This window comes from Vibrio maerlii (assembly GCF_003415655.1).
Taxonomy (GTDB): Bacteria; Pseudomonadota; Gammaproteobacteria; order Enterobacterales; family Vibrionaceae; genus Vibrio; species Vibrio maerlii.
On record NZ_QRHC01000002.1, the window covers coordinates 35975 to 60088 of the forward strand.

At 44.5% G+C, this 24114-nt stretch carries 24 protein-coding genes; 12 read left to right on the forward strand and 12 right to left on the reverse strand.

Features of this window, described 5'->3' with window-relative positions:
• Window positions 1–208: 208 nt before the first annotated feature.
• Both sigZ and DPF91_RS01040 read right to left on the reverse strand, forming a co-directional pair.
• Window positions 209–784, reverse strand: coding sequence for an RNA polymerase sigma factor SigZ (gene sigZ, locus DPF91_RS01035; protein ID WP_117232584.1), 576 nt, complete (start codon window positions 782–784; stop codon window positions 209–211).
• On the reverse strand, window positions 768–1064 hold the full coding sequence (locus tag DPF91_RS01040) for an ArsR/SmtB family transcription factor (protein WP_117232585.1): 297 nt from the start codon (window positions 1062–1064) through the stop codon (window positions 768–770). The genes sigZ and DPF91_RS01040 overlap by 17 nt, the downstream gene beginning before the upstream one ends.
• 201 nt (window positions 1065–1265) lie before the next feature.
• Between DPF91_RS01040 and DPF91_RS01045 the strand changes: the two genes are divergently transcribed.
• Entirely contained in the window at window positions 1266–1844 is a 579-nt protein-coding gene (locus DPF91_RS01045) for a hypothetical protein (RefSeq protein ID WP_117232586.1), read from the forward strand.
• Window positions 1845–1928: 84 nt separating this feature from the next.
• Here the strand turns inward: DPF91_RS01045 and DPF91_RS01050 are convergent, their stop codons facing one another.
• On the reverse strand, window positions 1929–2819 hold the full coding sequence (locus DPF91_RS01050) for a LysR family transcriptional regulator (protein WP_117232587.1): 891 nt from the start codon (window positions 2817–2819) through the stop codon (window positions 1929–1931).
• Between the two features lie 239 nt (window positions 2820–3058).
• Here DPF91_RS01050 and DPF91_RS01055 point away from each other — a divergent pair, with 239 nt between their 5' ends.
• The 3 genes from DPF91_RS01055 to DPF91_RS01065 all read left to right on the forward strand — a co-directional run bounded on the left by DPF91_RS01055 (window position 3059) and on the right by DPF91_RS01065 (window position 6485).
• A complete protein-coding gene (locus tag DPF91_RS01055; protein ID WP_117232588.1) occupies window positions 3059–3244 on the forward strand; it encodes a hypothetical protein in 186 nt (61 codons plus the stop codon).
• A 171-nt stretch (window positions 3245–3415) separates the two neighbouring features.
• Complete coding sequence (locus tag DPF91_RS01060) at window positions 3416–4444, forward strand: radical SAM protein (RefSeq protein ID WP_206355526.1); 1029 nt, start codon at window positions 3416–3418, stop codon at window positions 4442–4444.
• 307 nt (window positions 4445–4751) lie between these two features.
• Window positions 4752–6485, forward strand: a complete 1734-nt coding sequence (locus DPF91_RS01065) for an SgrR family transcriptional regulator (protein WP_117232589.1) — start codon at window positions 4752–4754, stop codon at window positions 6483–6485.
• A 92-nt stretch (window positions 6486–6577) separates the two neighbouring features.
• On the opposite strand, the gene DPF91_RS01070 is transcribed toward DPF91_RS01065, so the two are convergent.
• The 3 genes from DPF91_RS01070 to DPF91_RS01080 all read right to left on the reverse strand — a co-directional run bounded on the left by DPF91_RS01070 (window position 6578) and on the right by DPF91_RS01080 (window position 9536).
• Window positions 6578–7180 (reverse strand): YitT family protein, encoded by a 603-nt coding sequence (locus DPF91_RS01070; RefSeq protein WP_117232590.1) that lies wholly within the window; start codon window positions 7178–7180, stop codon window positions 6578–6580.
• Window positions 7181–7359: 179 nt separating this feature from the next.
• On the reverse strand, window positions 7360–8151 hold the full coding sequence (locus DPF91_RS01075) for a MipA/OmpV family protein (RefSeq protein ID WP_117232591.1): 792 nt from the start codon (window positions 8149–8151) through the stop codon (window positions 7360–7362).
• Between the two features lie 200 nt (window positions 8152–8351).
• Entirely contained in the window at window positions 8352–9536 is a 1185-nt protein-coding gene (locus DPF91_RS01080) for an MFS transporter (protein WP_117232592.1), read from the reverse strand.
• 227 nt (window positions 9537–9763) lie between these two features.
• Between DPF91_RS01080 and DPF91_RS01085 the strand changes: the two genes are divergently transcribed.
• Window positions 9764–10645, forward strand: a complete 882-nt coding sequence (locus tag DPF91_RS01085) for a LysR family transcriptional regulator (protein WP_117232593.1) — start codon at window positions 9764–9766, stop codon at window positions 10643–10645.
• Between the two features lie 32 nt (window positions 10646–10677).
• Here DPF91_RS01085 and DPF91_RS01090 read toward each other — a convergent pair whose 3' ends face one another.
• Both DPF91_RS01090 and DPF91_RS01095 read right to left on the reverse strand, forming a co-directional pair.
• Entirely contained in the window at window positions 10678–11571 is an 894-nt protein-coding gene (locus DPF91_RS01090; RefSeq protein ID WP_117232594.1) for a cation diffusion facilitator family transporter, read from the reverse strand.
• A 181-nt stretch (window positions 11572–11752) separates the two neighbouring features.
• Window positions 11753–12631, reverse strand: coding sequence for a LysR family transcriptional regulator (locus tag DPF91_RS01095; protein ID WP_117232595.1), 879 nt, complete (start codon window positions 12629–12631; stop codon window positions 11753–11755).
• Window positions 12632–12768: 137 nt separating this feature from the next.
• Between DPF91_RS01095 and DPF91_RS01100 the strand changes: the two genes are divergently transcribed.
• The 4 genes from DPF91_RS01100 (at window position 12769) to DPF91_RS01115 (ending at window position 16223) form a co-directional block, all read left to right on the forward strand.
• A complete protein-coding gene (locus DPF91_RS01100; protein ID WP_117232596.1) occupies window positions 12769–13398 on the forward strand; it encodes a DUF1349 domain-containing protein in 630 nt (209 codons plus the stop codon).
• 82 nt (window positions 13399–13480) lie between these two features.
• Window positions 13481–13819, forward strand: a complete 339-nt coding sequence (locus DPF91_RS01105) for a HopJ type III effector protein (RefSeq protein ID WP_117232597.1) — start codon at window positions 13481–13483, stop codon at window positions 13817–13819.
• A gap of 204 nt (window positions 13820–14023) precedes the next feature.
• Entirely contained in the window at window positions 14024–14515 is a 492-nt protein-coding gene (locus tag DPF91_RS01110) for a VOC family protein (RefSeq protein ID WP_117232598.1), read from the forward strand.
• Between the two features lie 319 nt (window positions 14516–14834).
• A complete protein-coding gene (locus DPF91_RS01115) occupies window positions 14835–16223 on the forward strand; it encodes an SLC13 family permease (RefSeq protein WP_117232599.1) in 1389 nt (462 codons plus the stop codon).
• Window positions 16224–16306: 83 nt separating this feature from the next.
• Here the strand turns inward: DPF91_RS01115 and DPF91_RS01120 are convergent, their stop codons facing one another.
• From DPF91_RS01120 to DPF91_RS01135, 4 genes are all read right to left on the reverse strand, one after another.
• Window positions 16307–16768 carry a hypothetical protein gene (locus DPF91_RS01120; protein WP_117232600.1) on the reverse strand — a complete coding sequence of 154 codons (462 nt, stop codon included), beginning with the start codon at window positions 16766–16768 and terminating at the stop codon, window positions 16307–16309.
• 160 nt (window positions 16769–16928) lie between these two features.
• Window positions 16929–18119, reverse strand: a complete 1191-nt coding sequence (locus DPF91_RS01125; RefSeq protein WP_241033733.1) for an MFS transporter — start codon at window positions 18117–18119, stop codon at window positions 16929–16931.
• Between the two features lie 102 nt (window positions 18120–18221).
• Window positions 18222–20036, reverse strand: a complete 1815-nt coding sequence (locus tag DPF91_RS01130; protein ID WP_117232602.1) for an ABC transporter ATP-binding protein/permease — start codon at window positions 20034–20036, stop codon at window positions 18222–18224.
• Between the two features lie 35 nt (window positions 20037–20071).
• On the reverse strand, window positions 20072–20344 hold the full coding sequence (locus DPF91_RS01135) for a hypothetical protein (protein ID WP_117232603.1): 273 nt from the start codon (window positions 20342–20344) through the stop codon (window positions 20072–20074).
• A gap of 239 nt (window positions 20345–20583) precedes the next feature.
• On the opposite strand from DPF91_RS01135, the gene DPF91_RS01140 reads away from it, so the two are divergent.
• The 3 genes from DPF91_RS01140 to DPF91_RS01150 all read left to right on the forward strand — a co-directional run bounded on the left by DPF91_RS01140 (window position 20584) and on the right by DPF91_RS01150 (window position 23747).
• The gene (locus DPF91_RS01140) at window positions 20584–21567 is read left to right on the forward strand and encodes an ABC transporter substrate-binding protein (protein WP_117232604.1); all 984 of its coding nucleotides are present in this window, start codon (window positions 20584–20586) and stop codon (window positions 21565–21567) included.
• 91 nt (window positions 21568–21658) lie between these two features.
• Window positions 21659–22558 carry an ABC transporter permease gene (locus DPF91_RS01145; RefSeq protein WP_117232605.1) on the forward strand — a complete coding sequence of 300 codons (900 nt, stop codon included), beginning with the start codon at window positions 21659–21661 and terminating at the stop codon, window positions 22556–22558.
• The gene (locus DPF91_RS01150; protein WP_117232606.1) at window positions 22551–23747 is read left to right on the forward strand and encodes a quaternary amine ABC transporter ATP-binding protein; all 1197 of its coding nucleotides are present in this window, start codon (window positions 22551–22553) and stop codon (window positions 23745–23747) included. Before DPF91_RS01145 ends, DPF91_RS01150 begins: the two co-directional genes overlap by 8 nt.
• Window positions 23748–24114 lie beyond the last annotated feature (367 nt).

A 24114-nucleotide genomic window follows, 5' to 3' on the forward strand; every position in this document is an offset into this window, starting at 1 on the left:
AGAAGTACCAGCACATGTAGTGTGGTTTATAGAAAAAAGGGCGTAACTCAGACAACATGCCTGTTGAGCAGAAGGGCAATGTATTGGTAAATAGAAGGTTTAGTTGTCAAAAATAGAAAAGCGACAAACTAAGTAAATCGTATTAGTTTGTCGCTTTAATTCGGGGAGTTTCACTGTTCTTGGTGAAATTTTGCGGTTCCTACAAGAGCTAGCAGCTGTTGCATTGACCTGGCTTTTGCTCACAATCAATCACACTACCGTGATTATCCAAAGTCAGGTCACAACATTGGCTAAACAAGCCTTTCAGTTGCTGACGACTCTTTTGAACTCGTGATTTCAGCGTCGAGTAGCTGATGTTTTGTGCCTCAGCGATACTCTTTTGGCTCTCGCCTTTTAAGTCGATCGACATAAGCAGCTCAGAAGACTCCTTTGGCAGAGCGCGAATAAATGGCTCAATACATTGAGACATTTCTTGTTCTATTGAAACGTCATCGTCTTGTTCAAACCAAAGCTCATCAGCACTGATATTTTTGTCTCTGTCGATACGCGCGCGCTTACGGTAGAAATCGATAATGGTTCGGTTCGCAAGCTGGAACAGCCAAGCCTTCACACTCGATGCGTCGTTCACTGACTGCAGGTTTTGATAGGTCTTTATCAGCACCTCTTGAAGCAGATCCTCCACATCATCGACGTTACTGACTTTTGAACGTAAGAATGCCCCTAAAGCATTCTCATACTCCTGCCAAACCTGCTCAAGATTTAGTGGCTCAGTTGCACTGTTCATCGGCACAACACTCATCTTGCAAGAATCCAATGACATCATCTAAGCACTGATATTCTGCTACGCAGTAAAGCGTTCGACCTTCTCTTCTTTGTGTGAGTAAGCCTGCGGAAGACAAACTAGAGATATGATGTGATAACGTTGAACCTGGTATATCTAAATGTTGCTGAATACCACCAACCGCGATACCCTGACGACCAGCTTTTACAATCTGCTTGTAAATCGACAACCTAGTTGGGTGTCCAAGCTCTTTAAGTGCTTTTGCGACGCTTTCTAAATCCATCGTTTGACCCTCATTAAATACATTTCGATAATAGTCGAAATAAATAACAATTTCAAGCTAACGATATTCGTATTCGCTTAGGCAAAATAGAGCTTGGAACAACCACACGAAAACAGTAGTTCTATCAATAACAAACTTGATATAAATTGGAAAAATCTATATTTTACCGTCCACTGTTTACGTACATTAATTAGGTCTTATATGAAAAAGCTAATCACCCTGACAGCTATCGCAGCATCAATGTCATTTGCAGCTATCGTAAATGCGGCACCCGTTGAATTTCAAAAGATTCCTGAGATCATGGCGAAGTTTGAAGACGCTGAGCTATTCAGAAAGAAAACGCCAACTCTTGGTCGTCTGCCTGCGGAAGCGGAACTCGGTAAAGCATTCCCTACGTACGTATCTGATGGTAAAGGCGGTTACTCACTAGAGACTGAGAACACCATGACTAACGACGTGGTTATCGCAAGCATGCCAAAACCAATCGTGGGCGAAATCTACAACCAGTGGCTTGTTCCTCAAGATGTTTGGGTAAACACTTACGGCGAGCTTCCAACCTCTACAGAGTTCAAACCGTTCAAGCGCATCAAAACGATCAAAGCGATCAAGATCGATGAAGATATGCTTGAACTAATGGGTAGCGAAAACGGCAAATCTGCAATCATCAAAGTAAGCTGGGATGAGAATGGTATGAAGGTATACAAGGATGGTTACTTAGCGGATTACGAATACGGTATCGCACCTCAAGAAATGAAAGAAAACTACGAACTAGCGAAATAACCGCTCGTCAACAAGCTCGACTCTAATAACAAAGCGACCGTCACGTATGTGGGTCGCTTTTTCGTTTTACTAGGGTCTGTTAACCTAATCACTAAACTTGGATTTGATAAAGTCTACAAAAGTGCGCAGTCGCTTAGGTTGATACTTGTCTCTATGATATATCGCGGAAAATGGTACGGAAGGAATGTGCCAATCTGGCATCAATGTTACTAGTTGCCCTCGCTCCACTAGCTCGCTGCAGTACATCAACGGTACGCGAATGATTCCATTACCCATCGCGGCACCCTGAACCAATGCCCGGCCGTTCTTACACACAAATTGACCTTCTACATTCACATCTTGAACTCTACCCGTTGCTCGCTGTTGATAGCTCCACTTTTTAACCGACCCAGTCAAAGTGCGGTGCTTAGCTAATTCCTTGGGATGCAGTGGCTCTCCAAACTTGGTGAGATAATCCGAGCTTGCTAAAGTCACCATCTCAATGTCCATCAGATGCTTAGCAATAAATCCGGAATCGTCCAATGTCCCCATTCGTAATGCCACGTCAAACTCATCTTCTATCAGATCAATACGATGGCTGGAGAAATCCAGATAGACCTGAATATCAGAATGTTGCTGCATAAACTCATGAACATACATCGCAATGAGCTCCTCCCCAAGGTAGCCACCCACACAGTTGACTCGAATAACACCTTTGACCGATTCCGGATCATCTAAGGCGGCAATCAAGGCTTGATCAATACTATTTAGGGCAGTCTCGCATTGGCTAAAAAACTGCTCACCTGCTGGCGTCAATCTTAGCGTGCGTGTGGTACGGATAAGTAAAGTCACCCCCATTTGTGACTCTAAATTACTAATTTGCTTGGATACGTGCGAACGTGAAACCGAAAGGGCTTCCGCCGCCTTAGTAAAATTACCCAGCTGAGCGATCAACACAAAGGAGCGAATATCAGCAAGATTGATAGAGTTCAACATGACGTGTTACCCGTGTGGTATGAATATAAAGCAGAATCAATATCTTAAACTAATCTCTTACTTTGTTCTCGATCTGTCGAAAATAATTCAATGTGTGACCAGACACGTCCCAAACATTAGACCCTAGAAATTGGATAGTTTAAATCGGTTAAAAACATAGCAACATTGATCCAGATCATTTTAAACAATCTATTAACAAATTAAGGTTGAATTGTTATGTCAATGTAAGGAGATAAGGCATGGAACTAAAAAGAGATCCAAAGTGCTATACCGATGTATGTATCGATGGCAAGTGGTTCCATTATGATCACTGCAGCACACATGCTTATATGCTCAGAGGTGGAGCGTCTGTCGAAATGAAACTCGAAAGAGTCCCTATCACCGAATCAGAGCTTATCGACTTACTCTCTGACGCGAGAACATAATCGTTTGAGGCTGGTTAATCATAATCAGCCTCTTTGCTATTGCTCTTATTTGCTTATCTGAGCTGACATTATCAAATCTCGTTTTATAATCATTCAATTTTTATCCCGTATATCCTTTCATACACTTCCCCTACAATCTGCCACATTAATGATCATCCCTAGGAGCTCAATGTGGAACTGTTCAACTTCGATCAAGGTCCAATTCGTCCACCATCCGAAGCCGATAGCTTGCTAATCCGTACAACGGAAGGCTGCCCGTGGAATAAATGTACCTTTTGTACCTTGTTCAAGGGCATGGAATTTTCGATTCGCCCGGTAGAAGAGATTAAGCAAGATATCTGGAACGCTCGTCGATTTTACAAAGACCGCGTGTTCGAAACCTGCTTTCTTCAAGACGGTGATTCATTTGCGATGGAAACCGAAGATCTCCTTGATGTGCTCACGACTCTAAAGGAGGCCTTCCCAGAGCTAAAACGCATCAGCTCATACGGCCGTGCACAAACCATGCGCAAAAAGAGTGCGGAAGAGATGAAAGCCATCTGCGATGCTGGGTTGAACATGCTTTATTGTGGTATGGAATCTGGGTCTGTCGATGTATTGAAGCGTGTTAAGAAAGGCATTACACCAAACTACATCGTTTCATCTGCCAAGCATGCAAAAAAAGCAGGCATGGAAATCATGGTGTTCATTATCCTAGGTTTAGGAGGCAAAGAGTTGTCACATCTACATGTGGCGGAAACAGCCAAGATCCTCAACGAAATCAACCCAGACGAAATCCGTTTACTGTCATTAGCCGTCAAACCTAATACAGAGCTAATGACATCCGTTGAGCAGGGTAAGTTCACCATGCTTTCTGAATTAGAGATGGTAGAAGAGCAGCGTCAACTTCTCGCACTACTCGACAACATCGACAGCAAATACGGCAACTTCCATGGGATCAACCTGCTCATGGAGATCAACGGTAAACTGCCAGAGGACAAGGATAAATTTCTTGGGATAATGGATAACTTCATTGCGCTACCACGTTTAGAGCAAATGAACTTTATACTGGGTCGTCGACGCAACTACTATCGCCAACTGAGTGACCTACAGCCTTCATTTATGTACGATTTGATAAAGCAAGATATCGATAAGATCCAGCGTGCCGATCCCAATGCATTTGAGTCGATCTTCCATAGCTTCCGCCAGCAAATGATCTAATCGAACGAATCAAAGAAAAAGGAAAAGCAGAACTAGCCAATACATGGGGGTGCACTTCAGGAGCATAGTTCTGCTTAAGAATTGTTAAACACTGCTTACGTGATGGGCTTATTGTTATTGATAATAGGAATAGAAAACACAGTTAACCTTACGCTTTGTTGTTCCACTTTTACGCCCTAATGGCCCCAATATCTCAAGATATCGTTAGAAACAACACAAATGAGGAACAATAATTCTCAATTCATTTCTCGTTTTAGTCCATACAGATGCCATATAATTTAGGTTACGTTCAAACACTGCCATTGTTATGTCTGACTTAAACCTATACCGCTACTACTCTCGTTTAGAAACCCTTGGGGTTGGACAAGAGATAAAAACGACACTCCAAGAAGTTTCAGAGAAACTCTTTACCAGTACTCGCCATGCTCGCAGTTTATTGGGTCAGATGCAGAATGAGCAATGGCTTACTTGGTCGCCTAAAGCAGGACGAAACAACCGCTCGACTCTACTCCTTCATTTTAGTGTTGATACGCTTACTGAGCGTCTCGCAGCAGAACGTATCAACCAAGGTAAGTATGAGAAAGCATTAGAAATACTTGGCAACGACCAAACGAAATTTGGTCGCTTATTGAAGAGCACCTCCGGAGCATCAATGCGCGAGGGGCGTTTAAATATCCAGCTTACCTACAAGCGTCCATTTGAGCGCATCGTGCCTCACCAACGTCACCGAAGCAGTGAGCGCTTCTTTCTACGCCAAGTCTTTAGTTGCTTAATCAGCAGTGATGCTCAAGGTAGGTTACACCCCGATCTCGCACACCACTGGCGCTATAATCCTGAAACTCTTGAGTGGACGTTTTACCTTCGTCCTAACCTCACCTTTCACAATGGATCGAGTATCGACAGTGGCACGATCTCCGCACTGTTCAACAAACTAAAGAGTCACAAGAACTACCAAGCTGAGTTGGCACATCTTGAATCGGTCACTGCGCCTAACCCGTTGAAGGTCATCTTCAAATTGAATAAAGCCGATATGGGCTTTGGCGGCCTACTGAGCGGGGTGAAATATGGTGTTCAACCTGTCTCTCAAGTAAATAATGCCCAAACAACCGATGTGATTGGTAGTGGTTGCTTTGAGGTCATCGAACACACCGAAAAGCGCATGGTGCTACAAGCATTTGATCAATACTATGGGTGCCGAGTGTTGGCCGACAATGTAACGGTTTGGATTGTCTCTGAAGACGAACCTGAGTCCAAATCAAGTATCACATCTAATGGTGTGATCTGTGGGCATTACATCTCCATGCCACGTTCTGCCAATAACCATTCAGGCCAACAAACTCGAACCGAAGATGGGAGCTTATTTGCACTCTACAACGCGAATGCCAAACAGCCACTTAATGAAGCGCAAAGGCGATATTTCACAACCTTGATTCAGCCAGAGCTTTTATTAGACGCACTTGACCAACAGAACGCACTATTTGGTATTGTGCCGGCAAGCAATATCTTTCCTCAGTGGCAACCTGTGCTGCGCACTTACGCGCAACCTGTTAGTTTCTCGCAAACGGTGACGATTGCAGGTTATGACTATACGGCACTTAAGCGCTGTGCTGATGCCATCAAACAGTGTATTTCTTCACTTAAGGTTGAGGTTGAAATTCACCTCTACTCATTCAGAGAACTGATCAATAAGGCGCAAAAAGGTGAGCTAGAAGAGACACTTATCGTCACCAACATCAATCTGGATGATAACCGTCAGGCGTCGGCTTTCAATAACTTCTACAACAACCCGGTATTGCATCATTGCTTAGGTAAACATCGTCAGAAGTGGTTGCTAGAACAGTTAGAAGAATTGCGAGGGCAAGAAGCACTTGGGGACTACCTAGATAAACTAGAGCCTGTGATTAGCCCTCTCGTCAATGAATACTGGATTACCCCAATGTTCCACCATATGCAGACATTACGATTTCACGGGGTGTTAGAGGATGTGGCGTTAACCAACTGGGGATGGCCCGATATTAAGTCGGTGTGGCTGGCGGATTAATATCTAGAAACAACCCACTTTGTCTCTACTCAATCTGGTCTCTACAGAATGAGTAGTAAAGTGGGCTATTTCGCTATCTAAGTCGTTGTAAATTAACTCGCTGTCGCCTGATAACGACCTGGTTTGTGGTTCATTGCCAAGATCAGATTGGTCACCACGGCGCCAAGAATGGACAGGCCAATGATGATTGGGTCAACAATAAACAGAGACATGATCACAATTGAGCAGTCTAAGCCCATCTGCACTTTGCCCGCTCGAATTCCATAACGCTCTTGTAGGAACAGCGCCAAGATGTTGAAGCCGCCCAAACTCATTTTGTGACGGAAGATCACCAACATACCGGTTCCAATCAAACCACTACCAATCAAGGCAGCATAAAGCGGGTCGATATACGCGATTTCAATAGCATGATGGAGGTAGTCGGCGGCAAAAGAGACCAAGCTCACTGCGACAAAGGTATTCAGTGTGAAACGCCATCCCATTCGAGTGGCAGAAAGGAGGTAAAAAGGCAGGTTAATTGCGAAGAAGACCTGACCGAAACTAAAGTCGCTCACTTTAGTAATAAAAATAGCCAGTCCTGCCGTACCACCCGTTAACAGTCCAACCTTGTTAAAGAAGATGATACCTAGCGAAACCATTGCACACCCAATTAACAGGGCAAGCAGGTTCTCCCTAAAGCTATGTTCGTTATCCATGTTTGCATCCCTTGCAACTTAGCGAAAATAAATCACACTCATCTTGAGCGTATAAACGTGCATAGGATGTCGATAATTCACAATATTGTCGATAAATGGCCGCAAACTGAAGTTTTCACGACTGTCAAAAATGCTTTACATGCCCTTCTACCGAACTCGTATGTGTAAACCCTTAAGAGCTAAAAATGGTAGTTGAGCAGGACAGTCGTCGACCACTGGTTCGAGTCATCGATGATTGGAGAATCATCCGCAGAATCCCCCCAAGTAAAAAAGTTGAGAGTGTGGGTTATATTCAGTTGCTTAGTAATTGGAACATAGAGATGGTAGCCAAGCTTGTAATTGACTTCACTAGAGCCAGAAAACTGAGGGCGGTCGATAGTCTCTTCACTTTCTCTCACACCAAAATAGTAGTCGGTGAAGTCTTCGCTTAAGTATCCGATTCCGGCATACGGCATGATCTCAAAGGCAGAGAAAACTAATGGATAGCGATAAACAATGTCACCGACTAGGCCTTTATAACCACCAGAGATATCATGTTGGATGTCTGTAGAGAGTGTCCCGTTTGCGATTTTTATATCGAGGTTCAATCCGATGTCGTAGCTTAAATCACGATCACTCATTCCCTCGAGAGAAGTCGCAGTATCTTCATCATAACGTATCGCTGTAGAAGCAATAAAAACGGCCATGTTAAAGGTATCGTCATTGGTGCCAAGAAAACGATAATTGATCCCTTGGAAGTCAGCGTTAAAGTCTTCTCCACGATAACCAAAGTTGGGAAGAAGGAGTGTATCGTGGTCTTGTCCCACATACCAATCGCTGCCGTGATAGACACCTAGGCTAGCCACCCAACGGTTTTCATGAGTGTAGACATTTCCGTTTCGAACATACTGCTTATCCGCCAATACGGGCTGACTGATTGCCGCAGTTGCGACCGACAATGTAGTTATCGCAAAGCTTAGTGCCTTCTGCATAGACGACCTCTTCCTTGAATGTTGTTTTTCTTCGCTTGGAGTCAGCTACTCTTTTGAAAATATAGAACAAAGCTCAGCAGTTGGCAGTCATGAAATTGTATAATTATGTGATTTATCAAAGAAAATGAAAAAACCTCCTATGGTCATTGACCAAAAGAGGCTTTCATCTTAATTCGTCAAGCTATGCGTAAGTAGAAAGGCTATGCGTAGCTTTCTGCGACTTTTGCACTGCGTTTGTCTAGGTTTCCGCTCAAGTAAGTTAACGCTAGCGCACCAACTACAATCACTGCGCCTATCCAAGGCGTGTTCATCACTCCTGCTTCAGCAACGATATGTCCTCCGCCCCAAGAGCCAAGTGCAATACCCACGTTAAATGCTGCGATGTTCAAGCCTGAAGCCACATCAACGGCATCTGGCGCGTATTTCTCAGCAAGTTTAACTACGTAAACTTGAAGACCAGGTACGTTACCGAAAGCAAATGCCCCCCAAACCAGAATCGTTAGTACTGCTGCAATTGGATTGTATGCTGTGAAGTTAAAGCTCACTAGTACTGCTGCAAGACCAAGGAAAATCACTTTCAGCGCCTTCACCGGGCCCATTTTATCGGCCATCTTACCGCCCCAGATGTTACCGAAAGCAACAGACACACCGTATACCAACATGATTAGGCCAATCGCACTTTCACCAAAGCCAGTCACCTCTTGAAGGATCGGTGCAAGATAGGTAAACGCGACAAACGTGCCACCGTAACCCAACGCTGTAATTGCATAAACCAGTAATAAACGAGGCTGAGTTAAAACCTTTAGCTGAGCCGACAACTTAGTTGCCGGTGGTTGTTTCAGGTTACTTGGCACAAGCAGTGCGCTACCAATGAGAGCGATCAAGCCTAGTACAGAAACCGTTAGGAACGTTGCTTGCCAGCCGAAGTGTTGACCAATGTAGGTACCCAATGGAACACCGGTTACCAGTGCCACAGTCAAGCCCGTAAACATGATCGCGATTGCGCTTGCCGCTTTCTCTTTTGCAACTAGACCCGTTGCTATCGTCGAGCCAATGGAAAAGAACACACCGTGTGCTAGACCCGTTAAGATACGCGCCGTCACAAGGCTTGCGTAACCTGGTGCTTGCCAAGCTAAGAGGTTACCTGCAACAAACAGGGCCATTACTGACAACAACACATGCTTGCGCTTCCAGTTACCGGTTAATGCTGTCAATACCGGTGCGCCAATCGCAACACCTAATGCGTAAAGACTTACCAATAAGCCAGCTGATGGCAGTGATACACCCAGGTCGGTCGCCATGGTTGGTAATAGTCCTACGATAACGAATTCTGTGGTTCCGATGGCAAAGGCACTTAATGTCAGCGCCAATAGTGCTAAAGGCATAATTTACTCTCTTTGTTCTTGATAAACCGATCGCTCATATGAGCAATCGGCTCGTTCTGAATATGGGGTCGTTGGCTCTTCGATGCTTAACAATAAGAAATCGTGAACCCCGTCCTGTTTTGTTGGCGCTATTATTAAGAGAAATTGAGTTGCAAAAAACAGTGCAAATAACAAATGACTTTTGTATATTTTGCAAAAATACTATTTTAAGAACTGGGAAGAGTGATATGCGAACACGCTCGGATGATCTGCAGATTCTATTGGCGGTTGTCGACACTGGTGGCTTTTCTTCAGCTGCACAGGCGCTAGATATCCAAGTCGCGAAGGTATCGCGTGCGGTAGCAAAAATCGAGAATCAACTTGGTATATCACTGCTCAACAGGACGACTCGCCGTGTGAGCGTAACAGAAGAAGGACGCGCGTTTATCGATGCTATCCGCCACGGCATCAACCTTATTGAACAAGCAGAAGAAGAGATTGCAGCGAGGGGCGAAAAGCCAAAGGGCAAACTGAGAGTGGATGCGGCAAGCCCTTTTGTCTTGCATCAATTAGTACCGTTAGTGAAGGACTTTAAGCAGCACTATCCAGAAATCGACCTTGAGCTGACTTCTAATGAGGGCTTTGTTGACCTCTTAGAGAAACGTACCGATGTCGCGATTCGTATCGGCCAATTGACCGATTCAACCTTGCATGCAAAGCCGCTTGGTAAAAGCTTACTGTATTTGGTGGCATCGCCAGACTACCTAGCCCTGCGCGGTATTCCAAAATCAGGACAAGACCTCATCAGTCATCAATTGATCGGCTTTACAGGCCCTAAAGTACTGAATGAATGGCCTCTACCTGGTGTTGGGCAGATTACGCCAGCGACCGTTTCTAGTAATGGTGAAACCGTCAGGCAGCTTGCCTTGATGGGAAATGGGATTGCGTGCCTGTCTGGCTTTATGGTCAAAGAAGATATTGCACAAGGGAAACTGATCCCGTTGTTTGAAGATGAGAAACTGACTAACACAGGTCGAGAGCAGGTAAACGCGGTTTATTATCGTTCGTCGAACGTTTCAAAACGAATATCAGCCTTCATCGACTTTATTCAATCAAGGCTGACATTGTAGATAGATCCGTTAAATTAGGTATTGAGCTTGTGTTACGCCGCTACGTTCAAATGCAGCTGCAATCGACTTGCGTGCTTAGATAGGCGCTTCTTTAAGGTATTACGGATGCGCTCTAGCTCAACCACTGAAACGCTCGATTGCTTTACACGCATATCCACATCAACTCGGAGCTCCTGACCAACTTTAGTTAATGCGGCTAATGACAGCTCTGGTGTAGATTCACCGTCTACAATCGCAATCTCTTTGCCCACTGAGCGACATAGCTCACCACTCGGACGCATCATTAATAGTTCGCGCATTGCATCACGCAACATATCAAACGGTACCTTGATGAAGTAAAAAGACATCGCAACCATCATCATTGGGTCTGCATATACCGCGTATTCCGCCCATGGAGAATAAGTCAAAGCAAGCGCAGCTAAGAAACCTAAGGTTACGGCAACACTCAGTAGTGTATCCATTTGCCATTGTTTCGCTTCTGCGTCAATGAGACCAGACTCAACCTGGCGGCCTTTCTTAGCGATATACCACCAGCCGAAACCACAACCAAGAACGTTCACAATACCAAAGATAGTCGCAATAGATGCATCAACCTCGCGGCCACCAGAGAAGAGCGCCTGGACCGCTGAAAACAATGAATAGCCCACGATCACTAAGATCACACTCGCCTTGATCGCAATTACAATCGGTTCGATCATCGATTTACCAAACGGAAAACGAGATTTTTGCGGACGGCTGATGTAGTAAGCTGCGCTTAGTGACAATAAAGTTAACAGTAGGCTAACTAGGGAGTAAACACCGTCAAATACGATTACAAGAGAACCAACCAGCAATCCTAAAACCAGTCCACCCACCGCAAAGCCTGATGCTAAAAGGGCTGAAAAGATAAGGATTTGTTTTTGATTGTTGGTTTTCCTGTCACACATGATGTTTTCCTAGTCGAGAATACATCACCTATGTTGGCTAACTTAACAACAACTCACAAATGAAACTTGGTGAATGTTTGATGACAAGAAGTGGAAGTTCTAACTATATACAATTAAAACAATAAGTTATATGCAACTCATAGTGTCAAAAATAATGACACTGACTGACAAATTTATAAATCTAAAAATCAAACAGGTAATCACTCAGTTTGTCGGCTAACCAACTCATTGCTGGGTGCTCACTCATACCTGTGGCGGTAAACATACAAAAATCTTCTTGAATCAATCCGTAAGTATGCTTAATCACCGACAGCTTTTGCTCTCTAAGTAGTTGGCGTATAAGCGGTTCTGGTAGTACTCCCCAAGTCCCCTCGTCTAAAATTGACGCCAACATATAGTCGAAGCTCGAAAAGCCAATGTGACTCAATGAGAAGGGTTCGAGCTCTGGGTTATCTTTCTCGTTGAGGTAAACCATCAAGGCCTGCATGTGCGCGCGAAGCTCTTCATCCGATACTCGACGCATCTTACTCAATGGATGGTCGGTACCACACACAGACATTAAACGTATTTTCCCTAATGGATTGAAAGTGATCTGCGGATAATCAATTCGTTCATAATCAACACCAAACGCAAAGTCTACCTGACCCGTTTCAACCAAGTTAGCTAGGTCACCACTTGATGCAAGGACGGTGTTAAACGCAGTAGAGGGAAATTGATTATTTAGATTATGAGCCAGCTCATGCCACAGTTCATCAGGCAAAGAGTCATCGCGAGCAATCCAGACTTCGGCATTAAACTCGCCCGATACATTCGCACAGGTTTGGCGGATACGTTGCGCCGTCACCAACATGTGCTCACAATCTTTGAAGATCGCCTTCCCAGCCTCGGATAGCACTAATTGATTGCCTGTTCTAACAAAAAGCTCAACGGTCAAGTCTTGCTCAAGCGCTTTTATCGCCATGCTCAACTTGGTCCGTTTGTAATCTAACTGTCTCGCCGCCTCTGAGACCGAGCCATGTTGTACTGCGGCACAAAAGGCCTCTAGTTGGGAAAGGTTCATTGCCGTGGTTTACTCCCTATTACCTGCTCAGGTTTAATTTGTGTAGGGTCTGTTGACCTAACTATGATCGCTATCAAGTGAATAAAACACAAGCCTGCAGTAACATGCAGTAATAACAATATCGATGGAACTCCTACATGGTTGATTTTACAAGAGGTTCTTGGATTAACGAACCTAAAACACATCAAGTAACCTCTAAGTCGGTTACGATCACGACAGAACCAGAGACCGATTTCTGGCAGCGCTCTTATTACGGCTTCAGAAACGACAATGCACCTGCCCTGCAAATCGAATCTGGGGAAAACTTCACGTTTACTACTCGCGTAGATTTCGATTACCAAGCGCAGTTTGACCAATGTGGTTTGATTATCTATCTCGATAACGACAATTGGTTCAAAGCGTCCATCGAGTATGAGAATGAGGAATTCTCTCGCCTAGGCAGCGTGGTAACGAATTTAGGATACTCTGATTGGGCAACCACAGATATCGCACTACCAAACCACATTTGGTACCGCTTGAGCCGTCGTGGCCCTGACTTCTTGATTGAATCCTCAATCGATGGCACGACCTTTAAACAGATGCGTATTTTCCACCTTCACAAGCTTGGTGAAACAACCACTGAGATGGGCAAAGCGAACCCGCCACTACCAGCGAGTAATAACGTAAAGTTTGGTGTCTATGCATGTAGCCCACTGAAGTCTTCGTTCACAGCAACGTTCAGTGAAATGTCACTGGTGCCTTGCCAATGGCTAGCGCATCCGGTGTAAATTTAAGAAACAACTTTAAAGGGTTACTTCATTAGCCAGATGATAAAGTACCGTTTTTGAAAAATAACCAAGGAAGAATTATATGGATCAATTTCTAGAACGACTCAAGACAACACCGAATGAGGTGATGTTTGAGCAAACCATGCAAGTCATTGACGAGCATTTTGACTTTCACCCTGTCAGCTTCAAAAATGGCGAGACCGAGAACCAAGCAGGTCAAAACAATGGCTCATGTAAGATCTTTGCGTTTGCTCAGATTCAAGGGTTAGACGAATCATCGACACTGGCGTGTTTTGGTCAGTTCTATCGCGACGACGTTCTAAAGAACCCTAATGGTGATGACCATGCCAATATCCGCAACTTTATCGAGCACGGGTGGGCAGGTATTCACTTTGATGGTACGGCGCTGACAACAAAGTAATCCTTCAAACAGGTTCATGCCTATTCACCAATACCAAGTACTCCATGAATTAGTGTGGAGTACTTTGATAGTCTCTCATTGATAACAATAATTTATTATCTTTATAATTATTGATAATTTCACGATTCAAAACTTCATACCTATACTTCTCCATATCGAAACGACACACGAAACAAATAATCAAATCAGTTTTTGGAGAAAGTTATGAAAATGAATCACGTTGGTATCATGGTTGGCGACATGGACAAAGCAGTAGAGTTCTACACTAAAGCGCTAGGTCTTCGCATTGTAATGAACAACACTAAAGTCATCGAAGAGCGCGAATCTGCTATCGGTCGTATGTGTATCGCAGTATTTGGCGAAGGCTTCAAAGGCTTCAACATCGCTCACCTAGTGACCACTGATGGTATCGGTATTGAGCTATTTGAAATGGTAGATCGTGAAGAGCGTCATAACGTTGATTTCTCTCGCCTAGGTATCTTCCACTTCTGCCTACAGCTGCCAAAAGAGCAGTTTGAATCAGCAATCAAACGTGTAGAAGAATTTGGCGGTAAAGTACGTATGGATATTCACCGTTACCACCCAGAAGATGATTCTAAGCAAGCACAAATGGTTTACCTAGAAGACCCGTTTGGCAACCTATTTGAGTTCTACTCTCACTCTTACGAAGACACTTACGCTTCTGACTACGAGTAAGACTCTCAATCATTAAATATGAATGATTTCAGTGCCCACTAGATATTTGATCTGGTGGGCATTTTTCGTATCAATTCCTAAAAAGTTCCCCTCTCTTCCTTGACAGGTTTTTGCGTCGAACTCATCGCACTTGACTGATTTAAAACTCATTATTTCATTGTAAAAATGCTGCCTATTTCATACTCAATTATCGACTTCATTTCACTCTCTTGAAGCGGCTTACAATTTCGCAACACAAAATATTTTTATAAATAACAGTATGAGATCATATGCATTGCTCAATCAATAACGATAAACGGACAATACAAGGAAAATTACAATGCATAAGAATGATACTGTCCCGCTACCCTCCAACACTCGGGAGTGGTTTTTTAACCGCAACAGCCTAATCATTTTGGCGGATATTGCCTTATTCGCCATCCTCTATTTCACCTTACCGTTCGAACCTCAAGTAGTGCTCGGGCTCAGCATACTGATATTTATTGCCATACTCTGGCTAACGGAAGCATTACACGTGACCGTAACTGCTATTTTGGTTCCAATCATGGCGGTGCTTTTCGGTATTTTTAATACTCAGACAGCGCTCAATAATTTCTCCAATTCCATCATATTCTTATTCTTAGGTGGCTTTGCCCTTGCAGCAGCCATGCACAGGCAAGGGTTAGATAAGGTGATTGCTGACAAGGTATTGATCCTTGCCAAAGGAAAAATGAGCGTCGCGGTATTCATGCTCTTTGGTGTTACCGCAGCACTCTCCATGTGGATCAGTAACACCGCAACCGCAGCTATGATGCTACCCCTAGTTTTGGGTGTATTAAGTAAGGTCAATTCGGAAAGCGGACATAAAACTTATGTGTTTGTTTTGCTTGGGATTGCATACAGTGCAAGTATCGGTGGAATAGCAACTATTGTCGGCAGCCCACCCAATGCTATTGCAGCTGCAGAAGTAGGTTTGAGCTTTAGTGAGTGGATGTTCTACGGTGTGCCTACAGCAGTAATTTTATTACCCGTTGCTGTCACGGTGCTCTATTTTGTCACCAAACCAGATCTAGCCGGTAGCTTTGAGCTGAATTACGAACCCGTTAACTGGGATAAAGGGAAAGTCGTAACCCTTGGGATCTTTGCAGCAACGGTTTGTCTTTGGATCTTCAGTAAACCAATTAATGCCATGATTGGTGGCTATGCTAAGTTCGATACCATCGTCGCGTTGGGTGCTATCGTTGCGGTTAACTTCGCGCGAGTAGTTCACTGGAAAGATATAGAAAAGACCGCTGACTGGGGTGTTTTGATCCTATTTGGTGGCGGTATTTGCTTAAGTAATGTCCTAAAAGCGACAGGTACCAGTGTGTTCTTAGCTAACGGACTGAGCGAGCTTATCTCTCACCTAGGTGTGTTCTTCATCATTGCCGTGATTGCGGTATTCGTGGTGTTCTTAACTGAATTTGCCAGTAATACAGCAAGCGCAGCACTACTCATCCCGGTATTTGCAACCGTGGCAGAGGCATTTGGTATGTCACCGGTGATTCTATCGGTATTGATTGCCGTTGCAGCGTCATGTGCCTTCATGTTGCCGGTAGCGACACCTCCGAATGCCATTGTATTTGGCTCTGGTCATATCAAACAAAATGAGATGATGCGTGTTGGTATCCTACTCAATATTGCTTGTATCGTTGCTCTTACCTTCATTGCAATGACCTTCTGGACGTAGGAACGGCTCAAGGTAGATTAAGCATACACAACGAAAAAAGGACGAGCATAGAACTCGTCCTTTCTTTTATCTTATTATTTTTATTACGCTTTTTGTTCTTTGCCTTCTAATGCGAAGTAGATTCTTGAAACTATCGCTTCTGCAATCAAGATAGCAAAGACAACAGCGAAGAAGGCAACGACACCATGCCATGGACCAGTAAAGCTCACCTTGTCACCAAACATCAGGTTGATCGCTTCTAGCATAAGGAATTTAGAGCCTACCAAGATAACGTAAGTCGATAGACCACGATAAATCTTAGGAGCTAGACCTTCTTTTGCTTTGAAATAATTGGCAATTTTATGCTCCAAGCCAATAGAGAACTTAAGCAGTAACTGAAGAAGAATTGCGGCTGCAAAAGAGATAGTGAACGACTCAATGTTGACATACTCCCAATACTCATCGAAAAAGTTGAGTACCACCAAGTCAACTAATACTGCCAGAGAATAGCCAACGAATAGACGCTGTGGAGTGTTAAAACCGTATACTTTATTTTCTTTGCTCATTGCTTAGCCCTAAATCAGTTCTTGTTGAGTACGAGATAGAGTTTAGGGAATCTTTTGCAATCAAACTTGCCATTTCATGCCACACTCACACGTTTGTGAGGCTGTAAATATAAAATAGGGTATAGCAATCTAATTGCTATACCCTTGTTTGTGTTATCGATTACTCACCAGCCATGATTTGACGGTGGCTTTTCACACTTGCGAACAACATGTAGATGCTTGTTGCTAACAAGAAAATAAACAAGTAACCCATCAAGCCTTGTTGTGACTGCATGAACCAGTCCGCAATTACAGGGCCAGATACAGAACCGATACTGTAGCTAAACAACATAATTTGGGTCGCAGATACGATGTATTTACCGTCTAAACCTTCACAGCCTAAGCTGATTGCGATTGGGTAAAGCGCAAAGGTAGCCATCCCCAAAATAAACAGGTTAAGCGCTAACACTACCGAACCGTCAAACAACACGGTCATTGCAATTGCACCGCCGCCAACGAAACAAAACAGAGCCATCAATAAGGTGCGACCAAAGATCTTAGACAATGCCGGAACAATAAATTGAACTGCCATACCACCTAAGATAATTAACGCCATCAAACCACCGATGTATTCGTTACTTAGATCACGTTGGCGAAGCTCTAGCGGCATCAAACCGTAAATGGCACCCAGAGTTAATCCGGAGATAATGCAACCTATAATCGCAGCATGGCTCAGCTTCATGATTTGACGCAGAGACAAAGACTCCGAATGTGCCGCTTCCGGTTGTTGCGAGCGACCAAACACCAGCACCAAAATCGACAATGCAAGCATTGAGAAAATCGCAATGAATGGCGCTTCACCTTTCACACCAATCGTACCAATACCTAATTGACCAATCGCATTGCCACCGTAGAGTGCAATCATATATAAGCCAACACGTTTGGCACGGCCCGATGCTTCACCATCAAGAAGCCATGACTCAACCGTAACGAAAATGCCCGCAACAATCATACCGGCAAGAAAACGAGCGGCTAGCCAAATCATCGCGCTGCCCGACATCGGCAATACTGCAACACTAGCGATAAACGCCACTAGACAACCAATGAAGGCATTGCGGTGACCAATTTTCGCCACAATCGGCTCTACCATTAGTGAACCAGCCAACAAGCCAACATAAAACACACTTGCCAACCAACTCGCCAATGAGCTATCGAGACCATAATGAGGAAGCATTAATGGAATCAAACTCATGGTATATCCCGAAGCCACTGCGTACAGAGAAAGCGCAACGACAGGCACGACTATCTGAGATTTCGAGTTAGTTGGCAGCTGTGCTTTTGATTGAAGTTCAGCTTGTGGAAGAGTTTGCAATGAAGGAGCCCCCGAGTAATTGAACATTGATTTCGGGGGCGAATATGAGGCTTACGCGTCAGGTTTTAAAACGAAAAATTTTTATCGTGTGGATTAATATTCTCACGATTCCAAATGTTTAAACTGTAGGTCGACCAATCGCTTATAAAGCTTACTGCTTAGCAGCAAGGAAGTGTGGTTTCCAACATCAACTACGCGGCCATTTTCTAACACAGCAATTTGGTCGGCATGCTGAATGGTAGAGAGTCGGTGTGCAATTATGATTGTGGTTCTACCCTGCATTAACTCGTCTAGCGCTTGTTGAACGTGATGCTCACTTTCACTATCAAGGGCACTGGTTGCTTCATCCAGCAATAGAATTTGCGGGTCCTTTAAAATGGCACGGGCAATGGCAATACGCTGACGTTGACCACCAGATAGCCTCACACCGCGTTCACCCAAAAAGCTCTGGTAACCCTCTGGCAACTGAGTAATAAATTCATGAGCATGGGCTTTTTTCGCCGCTTCAATCACCTGTTCATCGGTGGCGTCAGGATTACCGTAACGAATATTATGAAAGACATCATGGCTGAACAATGCAGGTTGTTGCGGCACTAACGCCATTTGCTGCCGTAGGTGTTGTGGTTCAAATTCACGGATGTCGACACCACCCAAGGTAACCGAGCCTGACTGTGGGTCGTAAAAACGCTGGAGCAGCTCAAACAGCGTCGTCTTACCCGCACCTGAAGGACCAACGAGTGCCAACACCTTACCTTCGTGCGCGGTTAAGTTGAGTTGGCTGATCGCAGATTGGCCGGGTCTTGATGGGTAATGGAAATCGACATCGTGAAATGACACTTCCGCTGCCAAGTTGCTCGTTGATGTGGTTTGCAGTGGTGAGGTAATCTCGCTTTCCACTTGCAGTATCTCGATTAAGCGTTCTGTCGCACCCGCTGCTCTTTGTAATTCACCCAACACCTCAGAAATTGTCGCAAGCGAGGACGCTACCATAATGGCGTAGAAGACAAACGCCCCGAGGTCACCTGCAGACATATTGCCGTTTATCACATCGCTGCCACCAACCCAAAGCATCCCTGATATCGCACAGAACACGATGGCGATAACACCAGCAATCAATATCGCTCGCTGTTTGACGCGCTGACGACCTATTTCATACGCCTTTTCTACCTCTTCAGAGAAAGAAACACGCTCTTGATGCTCATAGCTGTAACTTTGGACCGTTTTAATATGTTCAATCGCCTCACCGGCATAACTACCGACATCGGACATCGAATCTTGGCTTTTTCGAGACAAGGCCCTTACCCGACGACCGTAGACCAAGATAGGCACCAGGATAAAAGGCACCGAGGCCAATACAATCAGGGTGAGTTTAATATTGGTGGCAAACAGCATGATAATGGCACCAATACACATCAGTGCACTTCGCATCGCCATGGAAAATGACGAACCAATAATGCTTTGAAGCAGGGTGGTGTCGGTCGTGATACGCGACATAATGTCACCGCTACCATTGGTCTCAAAGTAGCTAGGATGGAGCGTAATGACGTGATTAAACACCGAGAGTCGAATATCTGCGCTGACACGCTCTCCTACCGAAGAAACCAAATAAAAGCGAAAGAAGGTACCTATCGAAATCAAGATAGTAATCAAGACGATAAAACGGATTGCTTCACCGAGCTGTTGCAAAGATGCCTGAGCAAAACCCTGATCAATAAGAATTCGAACGCCATGGCCGACAGTCAGGGTTAACGACGCGGTAAATATCAGCGCCACCAGTGCAGCGATGACCTTAGCCTTATATGGCTTAATGAACTGCAATAGCTCGAGCAATATACTTAAGTTGTTGCTCTTCTTGTTTGTGTCTGGATTGGAACTTATCGACGACGAGTGAGATGGGTGTTGCTCAGCAGATTGCATGGTACGACCTAATGGATTTGATGAGGGCGAGAGTTCTATACCTGGACGTCGAGTAACGTCCCTATCATTTCATTACTACGCTGCACAATATTCACACCAGCTCGGTTATAAGACTGAGCTTGGTTCATCGCAATAACAGTATCAATTTGATTCGGTTTTGCTTCGGCAGGTTTTTCAGGGAGAGAATCAAGAGATTGAGTTTGTAACGGATCTGAGCTCAGTGATTGAACATCCTCTGATGCTTTCTCCATCTGCTGATAAGACTGCTGAATAATCTGCATACCTGAATGAATTCCAGAAATAGACACCCTGCTCTCCTAGTCAATTTAATCTCTCTATTGAGGTTAAACCTAAAATACTGATTTATCTATAGTTAGATTGGCTTTTATCCAACATCCGCATATTTCTTCAAGGTTCTACTTTTATCAGCTATTGCTCTCAGGTTTTCTATATAAAAATAACGTTTACGGCTAATAATTTGATTAATAAAGAAACATTTTATATCCTGACTAATGTCAATGATGACGAAAACTTAAAGGAATAAATGATGAAATGGAAATGTGCAGCCCTTGCACTTCTTGCCAGCGCATCGGCAAACGCTGATGAATGCGGCACCGTCACTATCGCAGATATGAACTGGAACTCTGCTAGTGTCATCGCCAATATCGACCGCTTTATCCTCGAACATGGCTTCAACTGTGACGCCGAACTTATCCCTGGCGATACCATGCCAACCGCCACTTCAATGATCGAAAAAGGACAACCCGATATCGCACCTGAGTTATGGACCAACTCGGTTAAAGAAGCGATAGAAAAAGGTGTCGAAGAAGGCCGACTTGCGTACGCAGGTGAAGCGCTTCTTGAAGGTGGCGAAGAAGGCTTCTGGGTGCCTGAATATCTTGTTAAACAATACCCTGAACTCAAAACAATCGAAGGGGTTAAAAAGCACGCCAAGCTATTCAAACATCCAGAAGATCCAAGCTTATCGGCATTTTACGGTTGCCCTGCGGGTTGGGGCTGTCAGATTTCTGGAGGTAATTTATTTACTGCACTTGGCTTGAAGGATGCAGGTTTTGAGCTTGTTGACTCAGGTTCTGGTGCCGGTCTATCAGGTTCTATCGCTAAAGCTTACGAACGAGAAGAAGGTTGGTTCGGTTATTACTGGGCGCCAACCGCTATCTTGGGCAAGTACAAAATGGTGAAAGTAGATTTTGGCAGTGGTGTTGACCCAGAAGAATTTTTGAACTGTACCACTCAAATTGACTGTGCAGAACCAAAGCCGACTATGTTCCCTAAATCACCGGTTAGCACCGTGGTTGCAACCTCGTTCTCATCAAAACATCCTGCGGTCATGGAATATCTATCTAAGCGTGGATTCATGAATGGTGACATGAACACCCTACTCGCTTGGATGGAAGATGAGCAAGCTAACTCAGAAGAGGCGATGTACCACTTCTTAGAGAGCCATCCTGAAATCTGGAAAACATGGGTTCCTGCTGACGCAGCAGAGAAAATAGCAGCAGAGCTTTAAGCACTGACGCTAAAATCTAACTCATGACGTTAACCTAAAAAGAGTATTCCCTAATGTATTAGGGATACTCTTTTGATGTAAGGAAACAAATATGGCTGACAATAGCTGGTTAACGACCTTTCCTGAAATGGACAGGTCGAGTCTTCGAGCAATCAGGAAAACACTCGACGGCGCTTACAAAGACTTCTCTCGCGAATATGGTGATTTTATTGAAACCTTATTCGACCCTCTCCTCTCGTTTCTAATCTGGTTTGAAAAACTGCTTCTCGCTACCCCTTGGTGGATTGTTCTCATCGTCTGTACCGGATTAGTCTTTCTCGCAAGTCGCTCGATTAAACTCGTCGTTGGGTGTGTGATCTCCCTTCTACTCATTGGGTACTTTGGCATGTGGGAAGACACGATGCGAACCCTAAGTATCATCACGGTTTGTACCCTTCTTGCTATCATACTCGGGATCCCAATTGGCATCGCAATGGCTCGTTCGGATCGAGTCCAGTCTGTCGTCACACCTTTACTTGATGTGATGCAAACCATGCCTGCATTTGTCTACTTGATACCGGTAGTGATGCTGCTCGGCATTGGTAAAGTACCAGGCCTAATTGCCGTAGTAATCTACGCCATTCCACCTGTGATACGTTTGACCAACTTAGGTATTCGTCTCGTTGATAAAGAGGTGATGGAGGCTGCTACCGCATTTGGAGCGAGTCGCTGGCAACGCCTAAAGGGAGTTCAATTACCCCTTGCTATGCCGACCATCATGGCTGGCATCAATCAGACCATTATGATGGCACTTTCCATGGTAGTGATTGCGTCGATGATTGGGGTTAAAGGCCTTGGTCAGCCGGTGCTCAAATCGATTACCAATCAATACTTTACTCTGGGCCTACTGAATGGTTTTGCGATTGTTGCAATGGCGATTTTGATCGACCGAGCGACTCAAGCGTATGCAAAACGAGCCAACGCTCACCTGGGAGAACATAAGTATGACTAAGCCACTTATTACTATCTCAAACCTCTACAAGGTCTTTGGCCCTAAACCAAAGACTATCTTACCTATGATTGAGAATGGCGCATCGAAAGGAGAGATCTTAGCCAAGACAGGACATACTGTTGGCTTGAAAGACATCAACCTTGAGATCAATAAGGGTGAGATCTTCGTCATCATGGGGCTCTCTGGCTCCGGTAAATCGACACTGATCCGTCACTTTAACCGCCTTATTGAACCGACCCACGGCAACATTCAGGTCGGTGATTCTGATGTGATGACGCTCGATGCAAAGCAACTTGAAGACTTCCGTCGTCATAAGATGTCGATGGTATTTCAACGCTTTGGTCTACTACCCCATCGCAAGGTGTTAGACAACGTCGCATATGGGCTTGAGGTTCAAGGCATTGCCAAGGACGAACGCTCAGAAAGAGCGACAGAGTGGATTGAAACCGTTGGGCTAAATGGTTATGAAGAGCAATATCCGGCCCAACTGTCGGGTGGTCAGCAGCAACGTGTGGGTCTTGCGCGAGCATTGTGTACCAACGCTGAAGTGCTACTCATGGATGAAGCCTTCTCAGCACTCGATCCTTTGATTCGTAGTGAGATGCAAGATCAATTGATAGAGCTTCAAGAGAAGCTTCACAAGACGATCGTCTTCATTACGCACGATCTGGACGAAGCACTGCGCCTTGGTGATCGAATTGCGATCTTGAAAGATGGTGAACTGGTGCAACAAGGTACGCCAGATGAAATCTTGCTTCACCCTGCGACCGACTACGTTGAGGCCTTCGTTAAAGACGTAAACCGTGCTCGTGCATTAACTGTTGAGACTGTGATGCAGAAACCCTCACTACGCATTACTGCGACAACCATTGCTGGCGCGCTGGCTCAAATGCGAAATCGAAACGAGGAGTATGGATACCACGTCACCAAAGACGGCTTCCAGGGTGTGATCACGGAAGAGGGGCTCGAGGCTTTTGCCGCTAACGAGCACTCCTCTGACGATATCGAACCATGTATTTACGAAGATGTACCTACCATCTCACCCGATGTCGCTATTGAACAGGTTCTAACCGAGACGATCTCATCAGATTACTCATTACCAGTGATTGATGATAACGGTGAGCTCCAAGGCACCTTAGAAAGAGAAAAAGTAGCGGATATCTTGTCTGAGAAGCCAATGGCAAGCTAAGTCATTTCAAATCGGTTTCACTACATTTCAAATCAGTTTCAAAACTAAAGACATGGCCACGATATAGACAATATCGTGGCCTTTTTTACATTCCATGGGCGCTGTGGATAGGGGTAAATTGGAGCAATAGTTGTGAAAATATGATCGGTGATAGAATCAACAAGCCAATCAGCAACAAAAATCGTAGCGTCATTTTGTTCATAAGCCTCTCCTCACATTACGGATCCAGTACTAAGTAAAAACTACCAGACTACTGAATAAAAATGAAAACAGGTTTGAGGGGTAAAACCAAACAAATGATGGACTATTCCCATCGTAGTGAAGTTTTGTGAATGCCACAGCTCGATTAAATGAGTGGCTGCTTTCC